Consider the following 19379-nt stretch of genomic DNA (forward strand, 5'->3'; position numbering starts at 1 on the left):
AACAAAAACAAGAAAGTTCTTCTTAAAAAAATTATATTTATTAGAAAAGTTACATTTTCAAAATCACAATCATACTTTTTATTGAAATAGTAATATCACTTTGATTATCAGTTTATTAAGTATAAATCACTAGAAAGTTATGCAAGACTACTCTTTACTAAAAATAAACCTCACTGGGGGCATTGTATCGCCAGGCACTTTAGAGGCTATCTTATTAGCAGCCAAGCTAGCGGGTATCAAAGATGTAAGCTTTGGGGCACGCCAGCAACTTTTGATGTGGACAAAGGCCGAGACTCTTCGAGGTAGTGGTATTAGCCTGCTCAAAGAGCAGCTCAATACCCTTGGTATCGACTACGAAATAGACAGCCATCTATTTCCTAACATTATTTCATCGTATTGTGCCCAAGAGGTTTTTCCGACTGGGCAGTGGCTTTCAGAAGGGATTTACAAAGATATTTTTGATGGATTTGATTTTCAGCCTACTCTCAAAATCAATATTTCGGATAATCAGCAGTCATTTACACCTTTTTTTACGGGTAATCTCAATTTTATTGCTTCGCCAATTGCCAATTTTTGGTACTTGTATATCCGCAATAGGCAGTCGAACGCTGTTTTTTGTTTACCTATATTAATTTATACCCTCGAAATACCCAAGGTTTCAAAACGCCTAGAAAGTATTTTAATCTTTGGGAATACCCTAACAGAAGAGGAAGTTTACGAACAATTGATGGCTCAGGGCGAAATTATATCACAGCCTTCCCAAGAAGCTTTGATACTACCCAAGTTTATGCTTCCATATTATGAAGGTTTTAACCGATATGGCAACAAAACATGGTTGGGTATTTACCGCCGTCATGAATCATTTGGAATAGATTTTTTATTAGCCCTGTGTCGTATTTGTCTTAGTACCAAAATCGGTCAAATATGTACTACCCCCTGGAAATCGCTTATTATTAAGGGAATAGAAAATCAGGATAGGGCTATTTGGGATAAGCTTTTAGGGAAATATGGCATCAATGTAAGGCATGCCGCCAACGAACTCAATTGGCAGGTAGAAGACCACGCCCCCGAAGGATTAGCCCTCAAAAATACCATTATTCGTGAATTTGACGAAGATGATGTTCGTACATTTGGCTTGAGTTTCGCTATTCAGACACGTGCCAAATCGGAGGTTTTTGGCTCGGTTGTAATCAAGAAAAGAAAGATATTGGGTGGTTTGAGCCGTGTTTTTGATATTTATCATACCGAAGACTTCAACCCCAATACACGTCAATTGGTTTTGTTTGAAAAAGGATTACACAAAGCTCATGTACCCGAAATGCTCCAACGCCTTACCAAGCGGTATTATTCGCTCCATACTTCTGGCGATTTGACCAGTCAGGCAGGTGTTATCGAAAACAAAACTACCAAGGCTATATCAAGCTATTTGGCGTATCAGTGTAAAAACTGTTTTACTATTTATGACGAACGTTTTGGCGATTCGCTTAATCAAATTCCTGCAGGAATCAAATTTGAAACCCTGCCAGATAGTTTTTGTTGCTCTGTTTGCGAAAGTAGTAAAGCTCATTTCGAGCCCATAGAAGTTACTTTTGCTTAATCCATAAAAAAGCACAAAGCCACAATGAATAACGATTGTAGCTCTGTGCTTTTAGGTTATAGATAGCATCCCTGCTATAGCTTTATCCAACGCGATGATGCTGCTGAAAATAGGGAAGAAACACTTTTTTATCAATAAAAAATAAGGCTATTAATACATTGATAAGTACCAGTCCGTTGATAAACTCCTTATTTTTCAGAAACTCGACCGAAGTACCCACATTTACAGGAAACTGATAAGGCTTGTTGCTAGCAGGCAAACCCAACATTACTAATATTACCAAAATAGCCAGTACAGCCATTACACTCATAAAGTAGAGAGGTAATTTACTAGATTGGGTAACTACAACGGGAGACTGAGCAAGCTCCCATTTATCTAATAGCTTATCGGTAAAATTAACGGCTGTTTTTTCAAGAGGCATCTCCTCCAGCAGAGCATGCGTACTAGCATATTCCAGAAAAAGCTGTTGGTAATCGGTGTCCTCCAACAAGCGTTTTTGGTGACGGGCAATCACCTCCTCAGAGGCAATACCGTCTAAAATATCAAATATTTCTTCGTCGTTCATCTTCATTTCAAATTTGAGCGTGTTTGTATCTATCAAAAAACTAGCGAATGTAACTCATTGCCCAACATACGTTTCATTTCTTCAGCTAAACGTTTGCGAGCCCTACAAAGTTTTACTTTGGCGGTGTCGGCACTAATACCTACCACTTGGCTAATTTCATCGAGACTTTGTTCTTTTAAATAAAATAAAGTAATCATCATAACATCGTCGGGCGAAAGGGTATTCAGTGCCATCTGAATATATCTTTTTTGCTCCAACGATTTTAGGCCATCGGCAGTGTCGGCAGGTACAGCCTGAGCAGCCTGCGAGCGGTCGATATCTTCGGCTTGGATTTTATTTTTTCGCTTAAACATCAATGCGGCATTAAATACAATTCGGTAAAACCATGTCGTAAACTTAGCTTCTTTATTAAAAGTAGCCAACGCATGAAAGGCCTGAATAAAGGCATCTTGGGCCACCTCCTCGGCATCTTCCCGATTGCCTACCACTTTGTATGCCACCGTAAAAGCATAACCTTTGTGCCGATTAGCCAAGTCTTTATAACCCGACTTATCGCCAGACAAAATACGCTCGATGATTGATATATCTGATTCTAAAGTTTTCACAGCAATATGATGCAAGGTCGGTTAAGAAGGTTACACTAATTTATGAAATTATTCTTCAATGTTATATAGATTATGTATTGAGGTATGTGCAAAAGTAGGGATGCTTCATCTGATTTATGCCAGTATATTTGTGTTCATCCAATAGATACCATTTTTTTAGCTGTAATGAAGGGTTTGAAAGAATATTCTAAAAATATTCATTACAGCCTGTAACCTCGCTTCATATTTTTACATCATATCGGCAGAAATTCAGTAAAAGCGGCTTGTTCTAGGAAAGTATCTTTTGGCTGACTCTTAAAACTCAAGAAATAAACATTTAAACACAACAATACGGACATGATTAATGAAGGAATGTTAGCTCTATTAATCCCAATTATTGCTACAGTTGGCGGATTAACAATGATTGTTTTTTTACGCAAATTTGAGAACGACGAAAAAATGGCCATGATTGCCAAAGGGATTGTTCCACCAGCACGTGGGGTATCATCCAAAGTAAATCCTGCTAATTCTCTTCGTTGGGGCTTATTGGGTATGGGTGTTGGGATTGGCCTCTTGATTGGGCATTTTCTTGAAAACAACCTAGGCTTTGATGATGATGTAGCCTATTTCTCAATGATTTTTGTATTTGGCGGAGCAGGACTTTTATTTTCTTATTTTTTACAAATGAAAATAGATAAAAACAACGCCAACAATAACAACATTGACTAATCCGAGCTTATCCACAATAAGTCTTTAGCAAAACCCTGCAAGTGTTCGTGGCACTTGCAGGGTTTTGCTCATTCTATTCATTTTTGGTTTTTCTGCTCCCTCTTTTATGCAATATTTCAAATTCCTCGATCGCTAAAGGTATTGCCTCGCTGGTATTGGACTAATTAAAATAGCTTCTGTTATTGACACACTTAGATAATTTTTTATTGTTATGGTTTATCAACTACGCTAGTTTCAAAATATCTTCATAACCAATGCTTTAGCAAACTGTGCTAGGGCTTTTTCGTTTTATAGGCTTTTTGTATTAACAAATGCTTAACAAGTATTAACATTTTATTATGAGACCTCACAAGCATTTCTCCGTTATAACATCAAAATCAATAAAAAGCGGTTTGTAATCCACACTAGAACATCATGAAAAAATTATTCGTTGCCCTGACCCTATTGTTAGTATCGTCGGTAGCTGTACAAGCTCAAAGCATAGCTTTTAAAGGAGGTTATTCTATTGCCGATGTATTAGTATCGCCCGAACCCGTAAATGTTATCAATAGTAAAAGTACATTCCACGCTGGTATTGTTGTACAAGATTGGATGCTTTCCGAAAAAGTAGGTTTACAACCTGAACTATTATACAGCTTGCAGGGCTTCAATATTGGAGGAGTTGGTAATGTAGGTTTACATTATTTGTCGTTGCCTATTTTGGTAAAATTCCCTGTTACCGAAGACCTTTCTTTATTGGCGGGGCCACAAGTAAGTTATTTGATAAATACCCGTATTGGTATCAACGATTTGTTTTCGATTGGCTACAATGGGCTTTTCAAGAAAATAGATGTTGGCTTGGCGGGTGGTTTAGAATACAAAATAAACGACCAGTTTTCGGTTGGTGGCCGTTATATTCTAGGCTTAGTAAATATCAATAAAGACTTCAAAATTGATGATAAGAGCAACTTTTCCGACTATTTCGAGTTAAAAAACTCTTCGGCCCAGTTTTATGTAGCATTCAATATTGGCAAAAAGAAATAAACCTCCTATAACTTCTTTATAACTGATTCTATATTCCTTACTTTCCATTGAATGAGTGAGTTAGTGAATTTTGAATGGAGGTTTGGTAGCATTGTAAAAATTGAGATGTCGGACTTTTGATTAACAATATAGCCATTCTGTCTGACCGAAATAGTATTTTAACTTACATATAATACTAATTAATCATCTAGTATATATCAAGCCATTAGCCTTTTATCATTCCACTACATATTCACACTAATTCACTAATAGTCAATATTTTACAAACCCCCAAAATAGGTATTTACCATATTTTGGGGGTTTTGTATTAGGACTAAAACGTTGTGCTATAATGGTTTATTGATAACTTGAAAAAATTCATTGATATTTCTGTCGTGCTTCTGCCCCATTACGGTCATGGTTTCAATTGTATTGACACTTCCATATATCTTCGAGATAAAATTATTGGTTTTATTAAAGTAAATTTTTGCCTGATACGTAAGTCGTTTGCCCTCTGATTGAGCCTGTAGCGACTCGCCCGAATTAGGACTAACCGTATCGCCACTCGAAGGAACAGTATCTTGTTTTAATAATTTGGGTCTTGCAGAACCTTGCAATGTTATCGTGCTATCTCCATCAAAGACATATTGGTTGATATAAATATATTCGTCTGTTTGAAGAGTATCTATCCACCCCTTTGCAGCATAGTCTTTGATAAATATTCCCGATAATTGTTGAATAGGGTTCATCATAGGTAGTTTTGCCAACCACATATTACTGGTAATATCACGTTTACTATTTTGGGTTAACTTCAGTTTGATAGGCTTGTCAACATGCTCTAAATAGTTTTCCAAGGCACTTTTCTCAATATCATTATTAGGGAATGGCCTATCGGTATCAATATCCATACTTGTCATAGCGGTTTTACTTTTTTGTCTTACTCGCTTAATTTTCAAGTTCAGCTCATTCGAGTTCTTTATTTCTACCAATCTGGTGTATTCAATCTTGATAGTTTCGTTATCTACATTAGGCTCAAACGGCTTTTTGGCATAAACTACTTTACTTTCAAACGACTTTCCACTACATGTTTTCAGATAATCTTGCGCGTTGATGTTATGTGAAATAAAAAGATAGATGAAGAATATGTAATTTTTAAAAGATTTCATACCAATTATTTATTTTAATTTTTTTCTTGCAAATTAGGCAAAAAATAAACAGATTTACAAGTTGGGTTATGTTTTTTCTATTTTCAATTTTTGTTTAAACTTTTAACTTTAAATTTTATGAAAAAGATAGTCTCTATATTTTTATTTATTATAGCTTCAAGTTTAGGAGCTTTCGCAAACGAGGTTTCTACACCAAATTCAAATTTAGTGTATGAAGGGCTTTCTGCTAATGATTGGCAGTTATCTAGTTTTTTTGAAGCCCCTACAGTTAGTGGGCTAAATCTTGTTTGTGGTTACAGCGGTGTAATTACAGACAAATCTACAGGTGAAGTAGTAGGTCATTGGTATAGTTCGTGTGTACATGCACAGCCGACAATAATAATCGTTTGGTGCGAAGAAGTGTAAAATAAGTACCATACAGAATTTATATAACCCAACAAAACTTACATGAAGTACCTTTTTATTTTTACCCTATTTTTTATTTCGCTCGACGGAATAGCCCAAATTTATGCTGACAAAATCATTGAATTAGACCCTGTTTGGGTAAAAGGAAAAAGAAAACGCATTGTAGTGTCGGGCGATACTGTAATTATCAGAACAAACGATTTGGCTACCAAACCCCATTCTGATGCTTCGGATATATTCAATCAAATTCCAGGGTTATATATAGAGAATGGTAACGTTTCAATTTTTGGCAGTACAATTAATCAACTAACTGTTGATGGGAAACGTATATTTGGTGGAGTCCCTATCATTACCTTGAATAGCCTAAAGGCCAATATGATTCAGCAGATCGAAATCATAGAACGAATCAATGAATTTGGAACAGTTGAAAAAACCGTCAATTTGAAATTAAAAGAAGATAGGAAAAAAGGTGGATTTGGTGATATTTCGTGGGGACTAGGCACTGAACAAAGGAATATTGCAAAAGCAAAATACAATAGATTAGGAACGCACAGTTATGCAAACTTTTTCTTGAATGCTAATAACCTCAATGAACAAGGACTTGACACCAAAGATATTGAGCGTTTAGTAAATGGTATGGTCAGAAACCAAACTAATAACAATACCATTATGGGTTTGTACGACAATGAAAATGGGCAGACCTCTGAAAATTTACAAAAACTACAAAACAACAGCAGTGGTATCAGGACTACATTCGACGGAGGATTTAATTATACCTACACACAAAAACAAAATGAAATCAATGCGTTTCTCTTATTGAGTCGAACCAATCAAAATATTGAAGTCAGTCAATCCAAAAACACTTTCTGGGAAAACAATGTTCAGTACCTCAGAACCAATAATAGCAGTGTGTATCAAAAAGATAATCTCCAGTTTAATATCAACGGAAAGTTACAAATAAGCCCAAAATCATCTTTTAGATTTTCGCAACAAATTATTTATGACAATAACGATACGCAAGATATTATCAATAGAGTTTCGAGAATAAACGATAACCAAAATATCAATGAAGTACAAACTCATCGAAGTGGAAATGAAAGTGTCTTCTCCCATAATTTTCAGGGTACACTAGGTATTCAAGGAAAAAAGAAAGGAACTAATAGTACATTTTTTGTCACAATAAAAAATACATTTCCGAGAGAATACACACAGTTTTTTAATGAAATTAATACCAATACCAGTACTAAAAGCCAGAATATTACAGAATCTGTCAACCATAATATCATCAACTTTGAGTATATCCAAAGCCTTCCTATATCAAGAAAATTGCTCATTGAAACTAAATTGAATCATTTAGTAGAAAGCGTTAATAGTACCCAGCAGTTACGATACCTCAGTAACAACAACGCATCTTGGGATAACCTTTTTGGTTTGACAAACCAAAAAAATGAAGTAGGGCTATATTCGTTATATCAACAACGAAAATGGAGTTTTGTGAATGGTTTGAGTATGTTAAATTATAGTAGTAATAGAAAACAAAACATTGATTTACGAAATAATATATCTACTCAATCGGTTAATTTTCTGAGTAAATTAAACTTCAAAATCAACAACAAGAGTCGGCTGTATTTACGCTATCAAATCAAAACGATTTTACCTTCATGGGAAAGTATTGGCGAAATTCCAGATAGTAGTCGTACTGAAAATATCAGGTACGGCAATATTGCCATTACCCCCTATACAGAAAAAAGTCTATCAGCCTTTTTTACATATTCTTTCTACGAAAACTATCTTCTTAACTTAAATATTTCAAAGCGAACCTTTGATAACTATATCATAGATAACACTTTGATTAATAATTGGATACAAGCTTACAAACGTATCAACAGCACGAAACCAGTAGATGATTTTTCGATTAATTACTCGCTTTTTCAACTTCATTCTACTAACAATCTTTCATTTTCTTTATTTGGCAGTTTTACCCAGCAAAATAACCAAACCTTGCTCAACAACCACTATGCTGCTGTGAATGCTCAACTACTTTTCAATAATATTCAAGCCAACTACAGGATTAACAAAAACAATACGTTGAAATCAACGCTTCAAGTACAGTCCAACTGGATTGCTCATCAGCACAACAACCTTGTTACGTTGTCGCTTAATAGCAATTTATCTCCTTTCCAGAATTGGTACTTTGATAATAATATCAGAACCTTATTTGGACAGATACAAAGTACATTTTTCGATTCAGAACTTCAGCGATATTTCCTCAAAAATGATGTACTCAAAGTTTCATTTACTGTAAAGAATGTATTGAATACCAAGGCCGATACTAAAATAATACTCGACAACAATAGTCAAATTGTTACGAGTTATAATTATTTGCCTCGCTATTTTTTGATAAAATTGAGTTATTTCTTTGAAAATTGGGCAAAAACAAACATTAACAACTAAAAGAAGATTTTTAGCAAAAAACAATAATTCTACAAAATCTTGACAAAGTTCAATAATGCTTTGTAACTTCCCTCCAAATATTCAACCAATCAAACGCATGAGATTACACCATAAAGTTGCGATTATTACGGGTGCAGCCCGAGGTATCGGCAAAGCTGCTGCCGAGTTATTTTGTCGAGAAGGAGCTACTGTAATTATCTGGGATGTGCTAGATGCTGGTCAAGAAACGGCCAAAAATCTTCAAAATGAGGGATTCTCTTGTCAATTTATGAATGTTAGTACTACCGACGTTCCCGCTATTGAGCTAGCAAGCAAAGCGGTTTTTGACCAGTACGGACACATCGATATACTTATTAACAATGCTGGTATTACACGCGACAAAACGCTAGTAAAAATGTCGCACCTTGAATGGCAACAGGTTATTGACGTTAACCTAACGGGTGTATTTAACTGTACCAAAGCGGTAGTTCCGTATATGATTCAAAATCAGTATGGGCGTATTATCTGTACATCGTCGATAGTGGGAGTTCACGGTAATTTTGGACAAACCAACTATGTGGCCACCAAAGCAGGTGTGATAGGTATGGTAAAAACATGGGCAAAAGAGTTGGCCAAAAACGGTATTACCTCCAACGCTGTAGCACCGGGCTTTATCAAAACCGAAATGACCGACGCTATGCCCAACGAAGTAAAACAACAAATGATTAACCAAATTCCCCTAAAACGCATGGGCGAACCCAAAGATATTGCCAATGCCTATTTGTTTTTGGCCTCGGACGAAGCAGGCTTTGTCAATGGACAAGTACTTGGCGTAAATGGCGGGCAGGCTTCCTAGTATTTTTAGTGCGGGCTATTATTCCCGCACCAAAAATTTATTCTTTTGCTAGCCTCTTAAAAAAATCAAAGTGCCAACGTATCGACTTCTGCCAGTAGCTTCGGTCGTGTTTCCCTGGTTGTGAGATATAAGTAGCTTTTACCCTAAGCTCGTCGCAGCGTTTCTTAAAAAAATTATTGTTTTCATATTGAGGGCCATCTGTTCCACAGTCAAAAATGATTTCTCGCTGAGCAGCGGCTATTTTATCAATATTATAAATAATCGATAAATTTCTGAGCGTTTCAAAATCGGTATTGCCCAACAATGTCCTTAATCGGGTATTATCCACTTCATTTTGTAGGTCTAAAATCCCCGAACAGCTTCCTACCGAGCGGAATAAATCGGGTTTTTTGAGGAATAAGTTCATCGCCCCAAAACCGCCCATACCTATACCAGTAATAAATACTTGGTCAGATTCTACCCTGTACTTTTCTTTGATAGCAGGGTACAAATCTTTAAAAAAGAAATCTTCAAACTTCATGGTAGCTTTTCGAGGGCTATTGATATACCACGAGTCGTCAAAGCCATCGGGACAAACAATAATAAACCCATAAGCATCAGCGTATTTTTGTACACTAATAATACTATTCCATTGCTTGAATGTACCACCTTGCTCATGCAACAAATACACTACAGGATAATGCTTGCTGGTGCTACGGGCGTATTCTTTTGGCGTAAAGACATGGGTAGTATCGGCAAAAGGAATATAAATAGGATTAAAATAAAGGGTTTCTTGTGCCAGTAGCTTGGTAGCAAACAACAAAAAACTGGCAAAAAAAGTCAATTGTTTCATAGTAGTTAGTATGGGTTTTTAGCTTTTTTCATTGAAGCTGTTTAAACTTTTTCGTCATGGGTAAATAAATCCACCTGCTAATTGGAATCGTCAATCAAGAACTAGTCATATTATTAACTTTAACACTAAATCTGTGTTAAACTTTAAACCAAGCACCTTTTATTTCTCAATACAATCAAGTTTAAACAGCTTCTATGAACCACTACCATTTTTCATGAATTGTTGTCAATAATTGGGAAACCTCTTTTCTGATTTCAGACATTGATTTTACAAAATTATTATTCATCAAGCTGAAAGATAACACCTTACCTTTTCGGGTCAAAATATAGCCACTTAAATTATAGTTGTTGCTAAACGACCCCGATTTAGCAAAAATAAACGCTTCGTCGGTTTTCATGATGTTTTTAATAGTCCCCGATTTGCCAGCGGCAGGCAATATCTTAAACAGTTTGGCCTGAGGTACATCTTCATAGATTTTACCCAACAAATAAATCATATCTCTTGGCGTAAATAAATTATACCTCGACAACCCTGAGCCATCTACCCAGCTAGGAGCATCGGGAAGTTCCTGCAAATATTGACTTTTTGCCTTAGCAATACCCGTTTTTACGTTGAGTTCGCCCGCCAATATATGCGAGGTAAGAACCATCAACTGCTCGGCTATCATATTGTCGCTTACATGAAGCATTCGGGTGTACAGGCTATCGGCTGGCAAGCTGTACAATGTTTTGGTATTGTTGGGCAAGGCTTTATTAATCAAAACCACCTCTTTTTGTAAAATATCTTTGAGCAATGTTACTGTTAGCTCTGGCGATGTTTTGAAGGGAATATCTTGCTCGTAATTAGGCTTAATACTTTTGCCTGCTGGATAGCTAAACAAATTGCCCGTTAAATCGCGTTGAACACTAAATGAATTGCCATGCGACCAATTATAGGTTTTATCAGCAAAAAAACGAGGCTCTATTCGTAAAGAATTATTAACATCGCCTTTAAATCTTACGATATTTCCATGAATAGGAAATGCACTAATTTCGGTAGCATAGTAATCATTGTAGTCGTCCCAAGCCCATCCTGGGCCATAAAATTGGCTTGTAAAATTATCATTTGAAAAATAGATTGTTTCGGGAGCATCCTTCAAAAAATCTAATACCTTCGATTTAGTCAAATCTGGATTCAGGAACGAAGGGTCACCAGTACCCCATACAATCAAAGAATCGCCAGAGCGAACATACTGCAAAGCAGGAATAGAATCGCCCAATGTTTTTTGGCTTACATAATAGGTATACAATTTGGTATTAGAGGCTGGCTGAAAATAACGATTGGCATTGTATTCGGCCAGTACTTTGTGTTCAGCGAGGTCGTACAAAGCAAAACCCGTATGATTTTGGGAAAATATGGTTGATTGCTGAACTAAGCGATTTAACTTCTTGGAAGTTAGCCGATTGGACTGGCACGACAATAACGATATAGTGGTTAAAACAACCAATAACATTGAGGAAAACTTCATCATCTGTTTTAAACGAGTGTGGGTATGTCAAAATATAAGCTCATAACTGTATTTCAAATACTAATATAAATAAAAAGAGCTGTTCTTTAATATATCTTGACAATTGTATCTGATAAGGATACATTTGCTCAAGTTTTGGGGTTTTCTCACGAAGTTCAATTTATGCAAAATATAATTCATCGTATATTAAAACAATATTGGGGCTACGACACCTTTCGCCCTTTACAAGAAGATATTATTACCTCGGTATTAGCGGGCAACGACACCTTGGCTTTGCTACCAACAGGAGGCGGTAAGTCGATTTGCTTTCAAGTGCCTGCTATGGCCCAAGAGGGTATCTGCTTGGTAGTGACCCCACTGATTGCCCTGATGCAAGACCAAGTAGAGCAGCTGAAACGTCGAGGCATTTCGGCTATTGCGATTTATTCGGGTATGCACCCCAACCAAATAGATATAGCCCTTGATAATTGTATTTATGGACAAGTAAAATTCCTCTATATTTCGCCCGAAAGATTACAAACCAAGCTTTTTTTGGAACGAGCTAAACTCATGAAAATTAACCTTTTGGCTATCGACGAAGCTCACTGTATTTCGCAATGGGGTTATGATTTCAGACCTCCGTACTTACAAATTGCTGCATTTCGTGAGCTTGTCAAACCCGTACCAATGATTGCGGTAACGGCTACGGCTACCAAAGAAGTAAAAGCAGATATTATCGAAAAACTTGAAATGCAAAATACGCAAGTTTTTCAACAGAGTTTTGCACGTGAAAATCTATCATACTCTACTTTACAAGAAGAAGATAAAGAGCGTCGTCTACTCGGTATGCTACAAAAAGTACAAGGTACTGCCATTGTATATGTACGAAATAGACGTAAAACCCAAGAAATAGCAAACCTATTACAAAGAGCGGGTATTGCGGCTACTTTTTACCATGCGGGGTTGTCTACACCCGAACGAAGCAAACGACAAGAAATGTGGATAAAAAATGAGGTGCGAGTAATGGTAGCAACTAATGCCTTTGGTATGGGTATCGACAAGCCTGATGTACGATTGGTTGTACATTTGGACTTACCCGAAACCTTAGAGGCATATTACCAAGAAGCAGGACGTGCAGGGCGAGATACCCAAAAGGCTTTTGCTACTGTACTCTACAACCAAAATGATATAGCTAGCCTTGAAAAAAACGTTTTACAAAATTATCCGCCTATCGAATTGGTTAGGCGTGTGTATCAATGTCTGGGCAATTATTATCAATTGGCTGTAGGTAGTGGCGAATTGGCCAGTTACGATTTAGACCTTGTTGCGTTTCAGCATCGTTTTGATTTACCTCCAACAGACACTTACTTTGCTTTAAAAATTCTTGAAAATCAAGGATTTATTGCTCTATCAGAAGCTATTCATCATGCCTCCAAAATCAGTATTTCGGTCGATAATAGGCAGTTGTATGATTTTCAACTCAAAAACCCCAAATACGATAGTTTTATCAAATTGCTTCTACGAATGTATGGAGGCGAGCTTTTTACTGGATATTTGACAATTTCGGAAGCAACTATTTCCAAAGCCTTTTCGGCACCCTTGCCCGAGATAGAACAAATGCTAGGCCAGCTCGAAAGATTTGAGATTTTGCAATATGACAAACAAAAAAATAAGCCTCAGTTAACCTTCTTAACGGGCAGATACGATGCCAAAACATTGCCATTACAAATCCACGAAATCGAGCATCGAAAGGTTTACGACCTACAGAAAGCAAAGGCTGTTCGGGCTTATATTGAACATACCAAACGTTGTAGAACACAGCTATTGCTCGAATATTTTGATGAACATACCGATAAAAATTGTGGTATTTGTGATATTTGTATCAGAAAAAAGCGAGAAGAAACTACGGCCGAGCATAGTATTCAGGTAAAAATACAAACCAAAGAAAAGATTAAAGCCTTATTGGCCAACGGAGCGATGTCGTTAGATTTACTCTCCAAAATTATGCAACCCAACCATAACGCACAATTTCAAGAAATTATCCGTGAAATGATTGAAGATGAAGTTCTGTTATACGCCCCAACAGGCGAAATCAGCCTTCATTTGTAAGTATCACACAATTATTTATCTATTAAAAAAGCAATATACAATCCTGAATACCCATAACTTGACAAAACACCATTGTACTATTTTTGATATTGTAAACATCTGCCTAAATGACACTCGAACAAATATTTCAAGCTATCTCTACAAACCCCAACGGGTTATTACTATTCCTTTTGGCTATTCCATTGGCTACTTTTTTAGTGAATATCTGGCAAGATCCCCAAATTCACCCACAACAATCTTTGGCACGATACACCTATGCTGTACTAGCCTATTTGGCTTGTATTCCTGGGATTTTTGCTGTAACCCTCAATGTATATCTATTTTTATTTGAACGCCAAAGTATCTGGAAACTCGACCTTATCATTCAGGCATTACCCATTATTACCATGGCTATTACATTGGTACTTATCAAATGGAAAATGCCCTTTGAATACGTGCCACAACTTGAGCGTCTTTCTGGTTTTATGACCATCATTACTGCTCTTATCGGAATACTCTGGTTTGTTGATAGGCTCCGCTTATATGCTGTTACCTACATTCCGTTTCAGTATATTATAATAGGCTTTATTATTGTGTTAGTAGCCATTCGGTACGGCTGGAAAAAACTCTTTTAGGCTATATCTCACCTTTGATTTTACGTTGCAACTCTTTGTATTGGCTTTTCAAACCAAAGTATTTGATAAGGTATAATAAAAATAAAAAGCCCAAAACAGCCGCAATAGAAATAGCGAGTGTATGTTCTTGCTCTACATTTTCTAGAATAGTATGGTTTTCTTTCGACCACCCTTTATGTCTTTCTGTCAGCTCTATCAACTCCCTGTTTTTCTGGGTCAAATCATTATTTTGCTGAATCAAATCATTGTATTTTTCTGTAAAATCAGCTTTTGATTGCTCTTGGAGGTTTTTAAGCTCGTCCAAAATTTGGTTATCTTTTTCCATAATCTGCTTCAATGCTTCTATAGAAGTCTGCATGTCGTCTTTGGTTCTGTTTCCAAACAAACCCGACGATTGGCTTTCTGAAGCTAGGTACTCGTTGTACAACAGCTGTCGTTCGGTAGTAAGCGATTTGAGCTTGTCCTGAGAAAACCCTCCCCAAGAAATAAGTACGAAAAAAGAGAAAAGAGCAATTGTTTTCATAAAGTAGCGTAAGCTGGAGGTTGAATAATGATAGTTGCGAGATTAAATAAAAGTACCGTCCTTCAATTCTTGCTTGATTACCTTGATTCTTCCATTGAAAGAGGTATGTTCAAAGTCGATACCATCCACACACACAGTGTCGAAAAAGTTCATCACTTCTGGTGGATGTGGCGTTTTTCTACCCGTACGCACATCAATATATTTGGAGGTTGTCCACAAAACAGCCTTTAATACCTGTTTATGTTCGTCGGTCATAACATATTCTGTTACTAGGGTATCTTCATTATAATAAATCGTTGAAGAAATAATAGTGACCCATTCACTCACCTTGGCCGAACTCACATAGCCTATTTGATGATTATAAACTACCCACGAGGTTTGATTATGTTCAAAATAGTCGTTATAATCAAACTGATATATTTCAGCTACTTGATCTTCACGAGCATTGAAGAAATAGTCGAAATATTTGGCATTGTTCAAATGCTTCAAGGGGTCACAATCCTGAAAACGAATTAATGACTTAGAATGTAATTTTTTAGGGTAAGTTTTATTAGGGTCTAAATGAAACATGATATTGTTGATTAAATGTCCAAAGAACCAAAAGGCTATTCCACCGATTAGTCTAAAAAATGCTTTACCAATAATAAGTTAGCAATGTACAAAAGTTGAGAGATTGTATCGCCTTCTGGTTATCTATCCACCTCGCCCATTACCAAATCTACCGAACCAATAATAGCTACGAGGTCGGCTAGCATAGCTCCCCTACTCATTTCAGGAACAACCGAAAGGTTGTGAAACGAACACGCCCTAGCTTTCACCCTCAAAGGTATATCCGAGCGGCCGTCGGTTCTAAAGAAAAATCCAAGTTCACCTTTGGGGTTTTCGGCACGAAAATATAAATCCATTGCTTGCGGACGCACTTTTTTGGGCAACATAGCCTGTGGGTCAAACTCACGAGTACGCTTGTGGTCGCTAAGAAGCTGAACCAAGCATTGTTCTATAATTTTGATAGATTCGTCACATTCTAGCACACGAACAAAGTTGCGATCCCAGCAGTCGCCGACCGTTCCCATTTCTCCTTTTCCAACAGGGATATCAAAATCCAGTTCTGGATATACCGAATAGCCGTCTACTCGGCGCAGGTCAAACTTTAGCCCTGAGCCACGCAGTACAGGGCCAGTACACCCATAGTTAATAGCCAAGTCGAGTGGCAACACCCCAACATTAGCAGTACGCTGTACAAAGATTTTATTTTCGATAATCAGTTGGCGTATTTCTACCATTTTGGGTTTAAGGTATTTGATAAACTCCAAACAACGTTCCTCAAATCCTACTGGCAAATCATAAAACAAGCCCCCAATCCAAATATAATTATATAGCATTCTAGCCCCACAAAGCCATTCCAAAAGGCGTTGAATATGCTCTCGGTCGCGCATGAGCCACAAGAAAGACGTATAAGCTCCAATATCAAGCCCATAAGTACCAATCGCCACAAAATGCGAAGCAAGGCGGTTGAGTTCGGCCACCAATACCCTAATGTATTCAATCCTCTTGGGTAGCTTACCTTCAAGGTCGAGCATTTTTTCGACCCCCATCACATAAGCATGTTCCGAGTTCATAGCCGCCAAATAATCCAGTCGGTCAACGTACGGAATAGTTTGGCCAAAAGCGAGCGATTCGGCGTGTTTTTCAAAACAACGATGTAAATACCCCAAATGCGGAATAACATCAACAATCAATTCGCCATCCGAAATCACTTCCATTCGCAAAACACCATGCGTAGAAGGGTGCTGAGGGCCAAGCGATAAAATCATCTCTTCCGACTTCAATTTAGACGAATCGTATTTATTGGGGTCTGAAAGTTTAAAATTCTCAGGGCGATATTGGTATTGAATCTGCTTCATGCTGTAAAATTCGTAAATTTTATTGTAGTAATAGAACGGCATAAGGGCAAAATTTGTCCCATTTTATCAGATTTTTCCTATTTTCAAAAAAAAGCCTCTATTTCAAAAAGTTTTTTCAAAAACATATTTGTCTAAAACTCAAACATTTACTACCTTTGCAGTCCTGTTTGGGAAAGAGTTATTCGTTAGACAATATCAGTAATTTATAATTTTCTGATAATCAAACGAGTACAGATTATTTGTAAGATTCAGAAAATTCATAAAGCATAACACGCAATGGCTAAGAAAGGCAATAGAATCCAAGTGATTTTAGAATGCACTGAGCAAAAGACTTCAGGCGTTCCAGGGATGTCTCGTTACATCACTACAAAAAACCGTAAGAACACTACCGCTCGTATCGAGTTGAAAAAATACAACCCGTTCTTGAAAAAAGTAACTGTTCACAAAGAAATCAAGTAATTCACTCAGTTATCTGTTGAGCAATTTTCAGATAATCGTTAACTAATTATAAAGCAATGGCAAAGAAAGTAGTTGCAACCCTGAAAAAAGAAGGTGGTGTAAAGTACGCTAAAGTTATCAAAGCTGTAAAAACATCTACAGGTGCTTACTCATTCAAAGAAGAAATCATTCTTCAAGATGAAGTTCAAGCGGTATTCAAAGGTTAATATTCAACCTTTTAGCAAGATTTTAAGAAAAGTCCCTTTATCGGGACTTTTTTTGTTTTACTTTTGCCATACATTGTTTAAAAGCCTATATTTATATACTCAGGCTTTAACGAGTAACCAATAAAGAAGACAACATAATGGGTTTATTCGATTTTTTTAAAAAGAAAGAAACACTCAATACCGAAGAGAAAGAATCTCTCGACAAAGGATTAGAAAAAACCAAAGAAGGTCTTTTTTCAAAACTCAGTCGAGCTATCGTCGGAAAATCAAAAGTTGATGACGAAGTATTAGATGAATTAGAAGAAATCTTGATTTCTTCTGATGTTGGCGTTGAAACAACTGTTAAAATTATTCGCCGTATTGAAGAACGTGTTGCTAGAGACAAATTTGTTACTACCAACGAACTAGACGTTTTACTTCGGGAAGAAATTGCCGAGCTACTCGCTCAAAATAAGTCGGAAGATATAACCAATGCTTTCCAAAAATCTGACATTAAGCCTTACGTTATTATGGTGGTGGGGGTCAATGGTGTTGGTAAAACTACCACTATTGGTAAATTGGCCTCGCAGTTTCATAAGGCTGGCAATAAAGTAATTTTGGGAGCAGGCGATACGTTCCGTGCAGCGGCTGTTGACCAACTCAAGCTTTGGGGACAGCGTGTGGGTATTCCTGTAATTGACCACGGAATGAACACCGACCCCGCTTCGGTGGCTTACGATGCCGTAAAACAAGCCGTTGAGCAAGAAGCCGATGTTGTGATTATTGATACGGCAGGGCGTTTGCACAACAAGGTAAACCTCATGAACGAATTGTCCAAAATCAAACGTGTCATGCAAAAGTTTTTGCCCGATGCTCCTCACGAGGTTTTGCTTGTATTGGATGGCTCAACAGGACAAAATGCCTTCATTCAGGCTCAAGAGTTTACCAAAGCTACCGATGTAACGGCTTTGGCGATTACCAAACTCGACGGTACTGCCAAGGGTGGTGTTGTGATTGGTATTTCTGACCAATTTAAAATTCCTGTAAAGTATATTGGTGTAGGTGAAAAAATTGAGGATTTACAGGTTTTCAATAAAAAAGAATTTGTCAATTCTTTGTTTAAAAGATAGCATAATATAAGGTACTCAATTCATTTTTTATTCGTTAACATCCTAAATATATGTATTGAACATTATTTAGGATGTTTTTATTTTAGGTATATGAGCAACTATTTTCTTTATGCAGCTTTGTGTATGAGCGTTTGGGCTTGTTCAAGTGTGTCGTCGTCTTCCTATTCTAGCAATAAAGATAGGCTAGCGTCGGGAAAAGTATGTGGTACTATTACTTGGCAAGCGGGCAACCGAATGCCCTCGCCCGACCGAAAGCCCACTAAGGATTTGGGGGTATCTCGTGAGCTTCGGGTATATGAACTCACCAATATACAACAAGTCAGAACAGAAAATGGATTTATCAAGGCTGTAGCCACACCTCTTATTACATCGGTGATTTCAGATAAAGATGGAAAGTTCTGTATTAGCTTGCCTGCTGGCAAGTATTCGTTGATAGTAAAGGAAGGAGAAAAGGGCCTTTGGGCAAATCAATATGATGGTGAAGGAAATATTTTTCCAATAACAATAAGTTCGGGAACAACCTCCAATATTGATTTTGTAATTAACTACAATGCCGTTTATTAAACCCTAAACAAGCAACAAAAACATGAGTCATCCCGAATGTAATATTGAAAGAGATTCATGAGGCCATCTGTTAAGTGAACATTAAAAAGGCTTATCATTTGCTCAAATGAGAAATTTAGGGGCTATTCATGCAAAAGGCGTTCGAAATTAGTTTTTCGAACGCCTTTTGTATATTAAATATCAAAGCATAGCATCACTACTGGTGAAAATCATATTCAAAAATAATCACTCCCTAA

At 37.0% G+C, this 19379-nt stretch carries 20 protein-coding genes; 12 read left to right on the forward strand and 8 right to left on the reverse strand.

Annotation, left to right across the window (positions count from 1 at the left end; all coding sequences use genetic code 11):
- Positions 1-139: 139 nt before the first annotated feature.
- Positions 140-1597 carry a rubredoxin gene (locus tag FLEMA_RS70660; protein ID WP_044172133.1) on the forward strand — a complete coding sequence of 486 codons (1458 nt, stop codon included), beginning with the start codon at positions 140-142 and terminating at the stop codon, positions 1595-1597.
- A gap of 82 nt (positions 1598-1679) precedes the next feature.
- On the opposite strand, the gene FLEMA_RS0130155 is transcribed toward FLEMA_RS70660, so the two are convergent.
- A complete protein-coding gene (locus tag FLEMA_RS0130155) occupies positions 1680-2162 on the reverse strand; it encodes a hypothetical protein (protein ID WP_044172134.1) in 483 nt (160 codons plus the stop codon).
- Between the two features lie 32 nt (positions 2163-2194).
- Positions 2195-2767, reverse strand: a complete 573-nt coding sequence (locus tag FLEMA_RS0130160; RefSeq protein ID WP_026996346.1) for an RNA polymerase sigma factor — start codon at positions 2765-2767, stop codon at positions 2195-2197.
- Positions 2768-3118: 351 nt separating this feature from the next.
- On the opposite strand from FLEMA_RS0130160, the gene FLEMA_RS70665 reads away from it, so the two are divergent.
- Together FLEMA_RS70665 and FLEMA_RS76190 are read left to right on the forward strand one after the other, a co-directional pair.
- On the forward strand, positions 3119-3475 hold the full coding sequence (locus tag FLEMA_RS70665) for a DUF6249 domain-containing protein (protein WP_159102699.1): 357 nt from the start codon (positions 3119-3121) through the stop codon (positions 3473-3475).
- Between the two features lie 414 nt (positions 3476-3889).
- Entirely contained in the window at positions 3890-4498 is a 609-nt protein-coding gene (locus FLEMA_RS76190) for a porin family protein (RefSeq protein WP_052354140.1), read from the forward strand.
- A 326-nt stretch (positions 4499-4824) separates the two neighbouring features.
- Here FLEMA_RS76190 and FLEMA_RS0130210 read toward each other — a convergent pair whose 3' ends face one another.
- A complete protein-coding gene (locus FLEMA_RS0130210) occupies positions 4825-5643 on the reverse strand; it encodes a hypothetical protein (RefSeq protein ID WP_026996349.1) in 819 nt (272 codons plus the stop codon).
- A gap of 117 nt (positions 5644-5760) precedes the next feature.
- Between FLEMA_RS0130210 and FLEMA_RS70675 the strand changes: the two genes are divergently transcribed.
- The 3 genes from FLEMA_RS70675 (at position 5761) to fabG (ending at position 9337) form a co-directional block, all read left to right on the forward strand.
- Complete coding sequence (locus tag FLEMA_RS70675) at positions 5761-6048, forward strand: hypothetical protein (protein ID WP_044172136.1); 288 nt, start codon at positions 5761-5763, stop codon at positions 6046-6048.
- A gap of 42 nt (positions 6049-6090) precedes the next feature.
- Positions 6091-8502, forward strand: a complete 2412-nt coding sequence (locus FLEMA_RS70680) for a hypothetical protein (RefSeq protein ID WP_044172138.1) — start codon at positions 6091-6093, stop codon at positions 8500-8502.
- Positions 8503-8599: 97 nt separating this feature from the next.
- Positions 8600-9337 carry a 3-oxoacyl-[acyl-carrier-protein] reductase gene (fabG, locus tag FLEMA_RS70685; protein WP_044172139.1) on the forward strand — a complete coding sequence of 246 codons (738 nt, stop codon included), beginning with the start codon at positions 8600-8602 and terminating at the stop codon, positions 9335-9337.
- Between the two features lie 37 nt (positions 9338-9374).
- On the opposite strand, the gene FLEMA_RS0130295 is transcribed toward fabG, so the two are convergent.
- Entirely contained in the window at positions 9375-10169 is a 795-nt protein-coding gene (locus FLEMA_RS0130295; RefSeq protein WP_026996351.1) for an alpha/beta hydrolase, read from the reverse strand.
- Between the two features lie 202 nt (positions 10170-10371).
- The gene (locus FLEMA_RS0130305; RefSeq protein ID WP_026997853.1) at positions 10372-11679 is read right to left on the reverse strand and encodes a D-alanyl-D-alanine carboxypeptidase/D-alanyl-D-alanine-endopeptidase; all 1308 of its coding nucleotides are present in this window, start codon (positions 11677-11679) and stop codon (positions 10372-10374) included.
- A 159-nt stretch (positions 11680-11838) separates the two neighbouring features.
- Between FLEMA_RS0130305 and FLEMA_RS70690 the strand changes: the two genes are divergently transcribed.
- Both FLEMA_RS70690 and FLEMA_RS70695 read left to right on the forward strand, forming a co-directional pair.
- Positions 11839-13764: a RecQ family ATP-dependent DNA helicase gene (locus FLEMA_RS70690; protein WP_044174858.1), complete on the forward strand. Its 1926-nt coding sequence runs from the start codon at positions 11839-11841 to the stop codon at positions 13762-13764.
- Between the two features lie 107 nt (positions 13765-13871).
- Positions 13872-14378 carry a hypothetical protein gene (locus tag FLEMA_RS70695; protein WP_044172140.1) on the forward strand — a complete coding sequence of 169 codons (507 nt, stop codon included), beginning with the start codon at positions 13872-13874 and terminating at the stop codon, positions 14376-14378.
- A gap of 1 nt (position 14379) precedes the next feature.
- Here the strand turns inward: FLEMA_RS70695 and FLEMA_RS76195 are convergent, their stop codons facing one another.
- From FLEMA_RS76195 to FLEMA_RS0130400, 3 genes are all read right to left on the reverse strand, one after another.
- Positions 14380-14901 carry a coiled-coil domain-containing protein gene (locus tag FLEMA_RS76195; protein ID WP_052354142.1) on the reverse strand — a complete coding sequence of 174 codons (522 nt, stop codon included), beginning with the start codon at positions 14899-14901 and terminating at the stop codon, positions 14380-14382.
- Between the two features lie 42 nt (positions 14902-14943).
- Positions 14944-15471 carry an acyl-CoA thioesterase gene (locus FLEMA_RS0130390; protein WP_026996355.1) on the reverse strand — a complete coding sequence of 176 codons (528 nt, stop codon included), beginning with the start codon at positions 15469-15471 and terminating at the stop codon, positions 14944-14946.
- A 119-nt stretch (positions 15472-15590) separates the two neighbouring features.
- On the reverse strand, positions 15591-16805 hold the full coding sequence (locus FLEMA_RS0130400) for an NADH-quinone oxidoreductase subunit D (protein WP_026996356.1): 1215 nt from the start codon (positions 16803-16805) through the stop codon (positions 15591-15593).
- 276 nt (positions 16806-17081) lie between these two features.
- Between FLEMA_RS0130400 and rpmG the strand changes: the two genes are divergently transcribed.
- The 4 genes from rpmG (at position 17082) to FLEMA_RS70710 (ending at position 19143) form a co-directional block, all read left to right on the forward strand.
- The gene (gene rpmG, locus FLEMA_RS0130410; RefSeq protein ID WP_026996357.1) at positions 17082-17264 is read left to right on the forward strand and encodes a 50S ribosomal protein L33; all 183 of its coding nucleotides are present in this window, start codon (positions 17082-17084) and stop codon (positions 17262-17264) included.
- A 56-nt stretch (positions 17265-17320) separates the two neighbouring features.
- Positions 17321-17470 (forward strand): DUF4295 family protein, encoded by a 150-nt coding sequence (locus FLEMA_RS76600; RefSeq protein ID WP_081681339.1) that lies wholly within the window; start codon positions 17321-17323, stop codon positions 17468-17470.
- A gap of 137 nt (positions 17471-17607) precedes the next feature.
- Positions 17608-18579 (forward strand): signal recognition particle-docking protein FtsY, encoded by a 972-nt coding sequence (ftsY, locus tag FLEMA_RS70705; RefSeq protein WP_044172142.1) that lies wholly within the window; start codon positions 17608-17610, stop codon positions 18577-18579.
- Positions 18580-18669: 90 nt separating this feature from the next.
- Positions 18670-19143 carry a carboxypeptidase-like regulatory domain-containing protein gene (locus FLEMA_RS70710; RefSeq protein WP_052354143.1) on the forward strand — a complete coding sequence of 158 codons (474 nt, stop codon included), beginning with the start codon at positions 18670-18672 and terminating at the stop codon, positions 19141-19143.
- Positions 19144-19379 lie beyond the last annotated feature (236 nt).

Source organism: Flectobacillus major DSM 103 (assembly GCF_000427405.1).
Taxonomy (GTDB): Bacteria; Bacteroidota; Bacteroidia; order Cytophagales; family Spirosomataceae; genus Flectobacillus; species Flectobacillus major.

What these genes read in the sequence shown, in the direction of transcription:
- FLEMA_RS70660 (WP_044172133.1), top strand. Translation starts at nt 140, where the DNA reads ATGCAAGACTACTCTTTACTAAAAATAAACCTCACTGGGGGCATTGTA.
- FLEMA_RS0130155 (WP_044172134.1), bottom strand. Translation starts at nt 2,162, where the DNA reads ATGAACGACGAAGAAATATTTGATATTTTAGACGGTATTGCCTCTGAG.
- FLEMA_RS70665 (WP_159102699.1), top strand. Translation starts at nt 3,119, where the DNA reads ATGTTAGCTCTATTAATCCCAATTATTGCTACAGTTGGCGGATTAACA.
- FLEMA_RS76190 (WP_052354140.1), top strand. Translation starts at nt 3,890, where the DNA reads ATGAAAAAATTATTCGTTGCCCTGACCCTATTGTTAGTATCGTCGGTA.
- FLEMA_RS0130210 (WP_026996349.1), bottom strand. Translation starts at nt 5,643, where the DNA reads ATGAAATCTTTTAAAAATTACATATTCTTCATCTATCTTTTTATTTCA.
- FLEMA_RS70675 (WP_044172136.1), top strand. Translation starts at nt 5,761, where the DNA reads ATGAAAAAGATAGTCTCTATATTTTTATTTATTATAGCTTCAAGTTTA.
- FLEMA_RS70680 (WP_044172138.1), top strand. Translation starts at nt 6,091, where the DNA reads ATGAAGTACCTTTTTATTTTTACCCTATTTTTTATTTCGCTCGACGGA.
- fabG (WP_044172139.1), top strand. Translation starts at nt 8,600, where the DNA reads ATGAGATTACACCATAAAGTTGCGATTATTACGGGTGCAGCCCGAGGT.
- FLEMA_RS0130295 (WP_026996351.1), bottom strand. Translation starts at nt 10,169, where the DNA reads ATGAAACAATTGACTTTTTTTGCCAGTTTTTTGTTGTTTGCTACCAAG.
- FLEMA_RS0130305 (WP_026997853.1), bottom strand. Translation starts at nt 11,679, where the DNA reads ATGATGAAGTTTTCCTCAATGTTATTGGTTGTTTTAACCACTATATCG.
- FLEMA_RS70690 (WP_044174858.1), top strand. Translation starts at nt 11,839, where the DNA reads ATGCAAAATATAATTCATCGTATATTAAAACAATATTGGGGCTACGAC.
- FLEMA_RS70695 (WP_044172140.1), top strand. Translation starts at nt 13,872, where the DNA reads ATGACACTCGAACAAATATTTCAAGCTATCTCTACAAACCCCAACGGG.
- FLEMA_RS76195 (WP_052354142.1), bottom strand. Translation starts at nt 14,901, where the DNA reads ATGAAAACAATTGCTCTTTTCTCTTTTTTCGTACTTATTTCTTGGGGA.
- FLEMA_RS0130390 (WP_026996355.1), bottom strand. Translation starts at nt 15,471, where the DNA reads ATGTTTCATTTAGACCCTAATAAAACTTACCCTAAAAAATTACATTCT.
- FLEMA_RS0130400 (WP_026996356.1), bottom strand. Translation starts at nt 16,805, where the DNA reads ATGAAGCAGATTCAATACCAATATCGCCCTGAGAATTTTAAACTTTCA.
- rpmG (WP_026996357.1), top strand. Translation starts at nt 17,082, where the DNA reads ATGGCTAAGAAAGGCAATAGAATCCAAGTGATTTTAGAATGCACTGAG.
- FLEMA_RS76600 (WP_081681339.1), top strand. Translation starts at nt 17,321, where the DNA reads ATGGCAAAGAAAGTAGTTGCAACCCTGAAAAAAGAAGGTGGTGTAAAG.
- ftsY (WP_044172142.1), top strand. Translation starts at nt 17,608, where the DNA reads ATGGGTTTATTCGATTTTTTTAAAAAGAAAGAAACACTCAATACCGAA.
- FLEMA_RS70710 (WP_052354143.1), top strand. Translation starts at nt 18,670, where the DNA reads ATGAGCAACTATTTTCTTTATGCAGCTTTGTGTATGAGCGTTTGGGCT.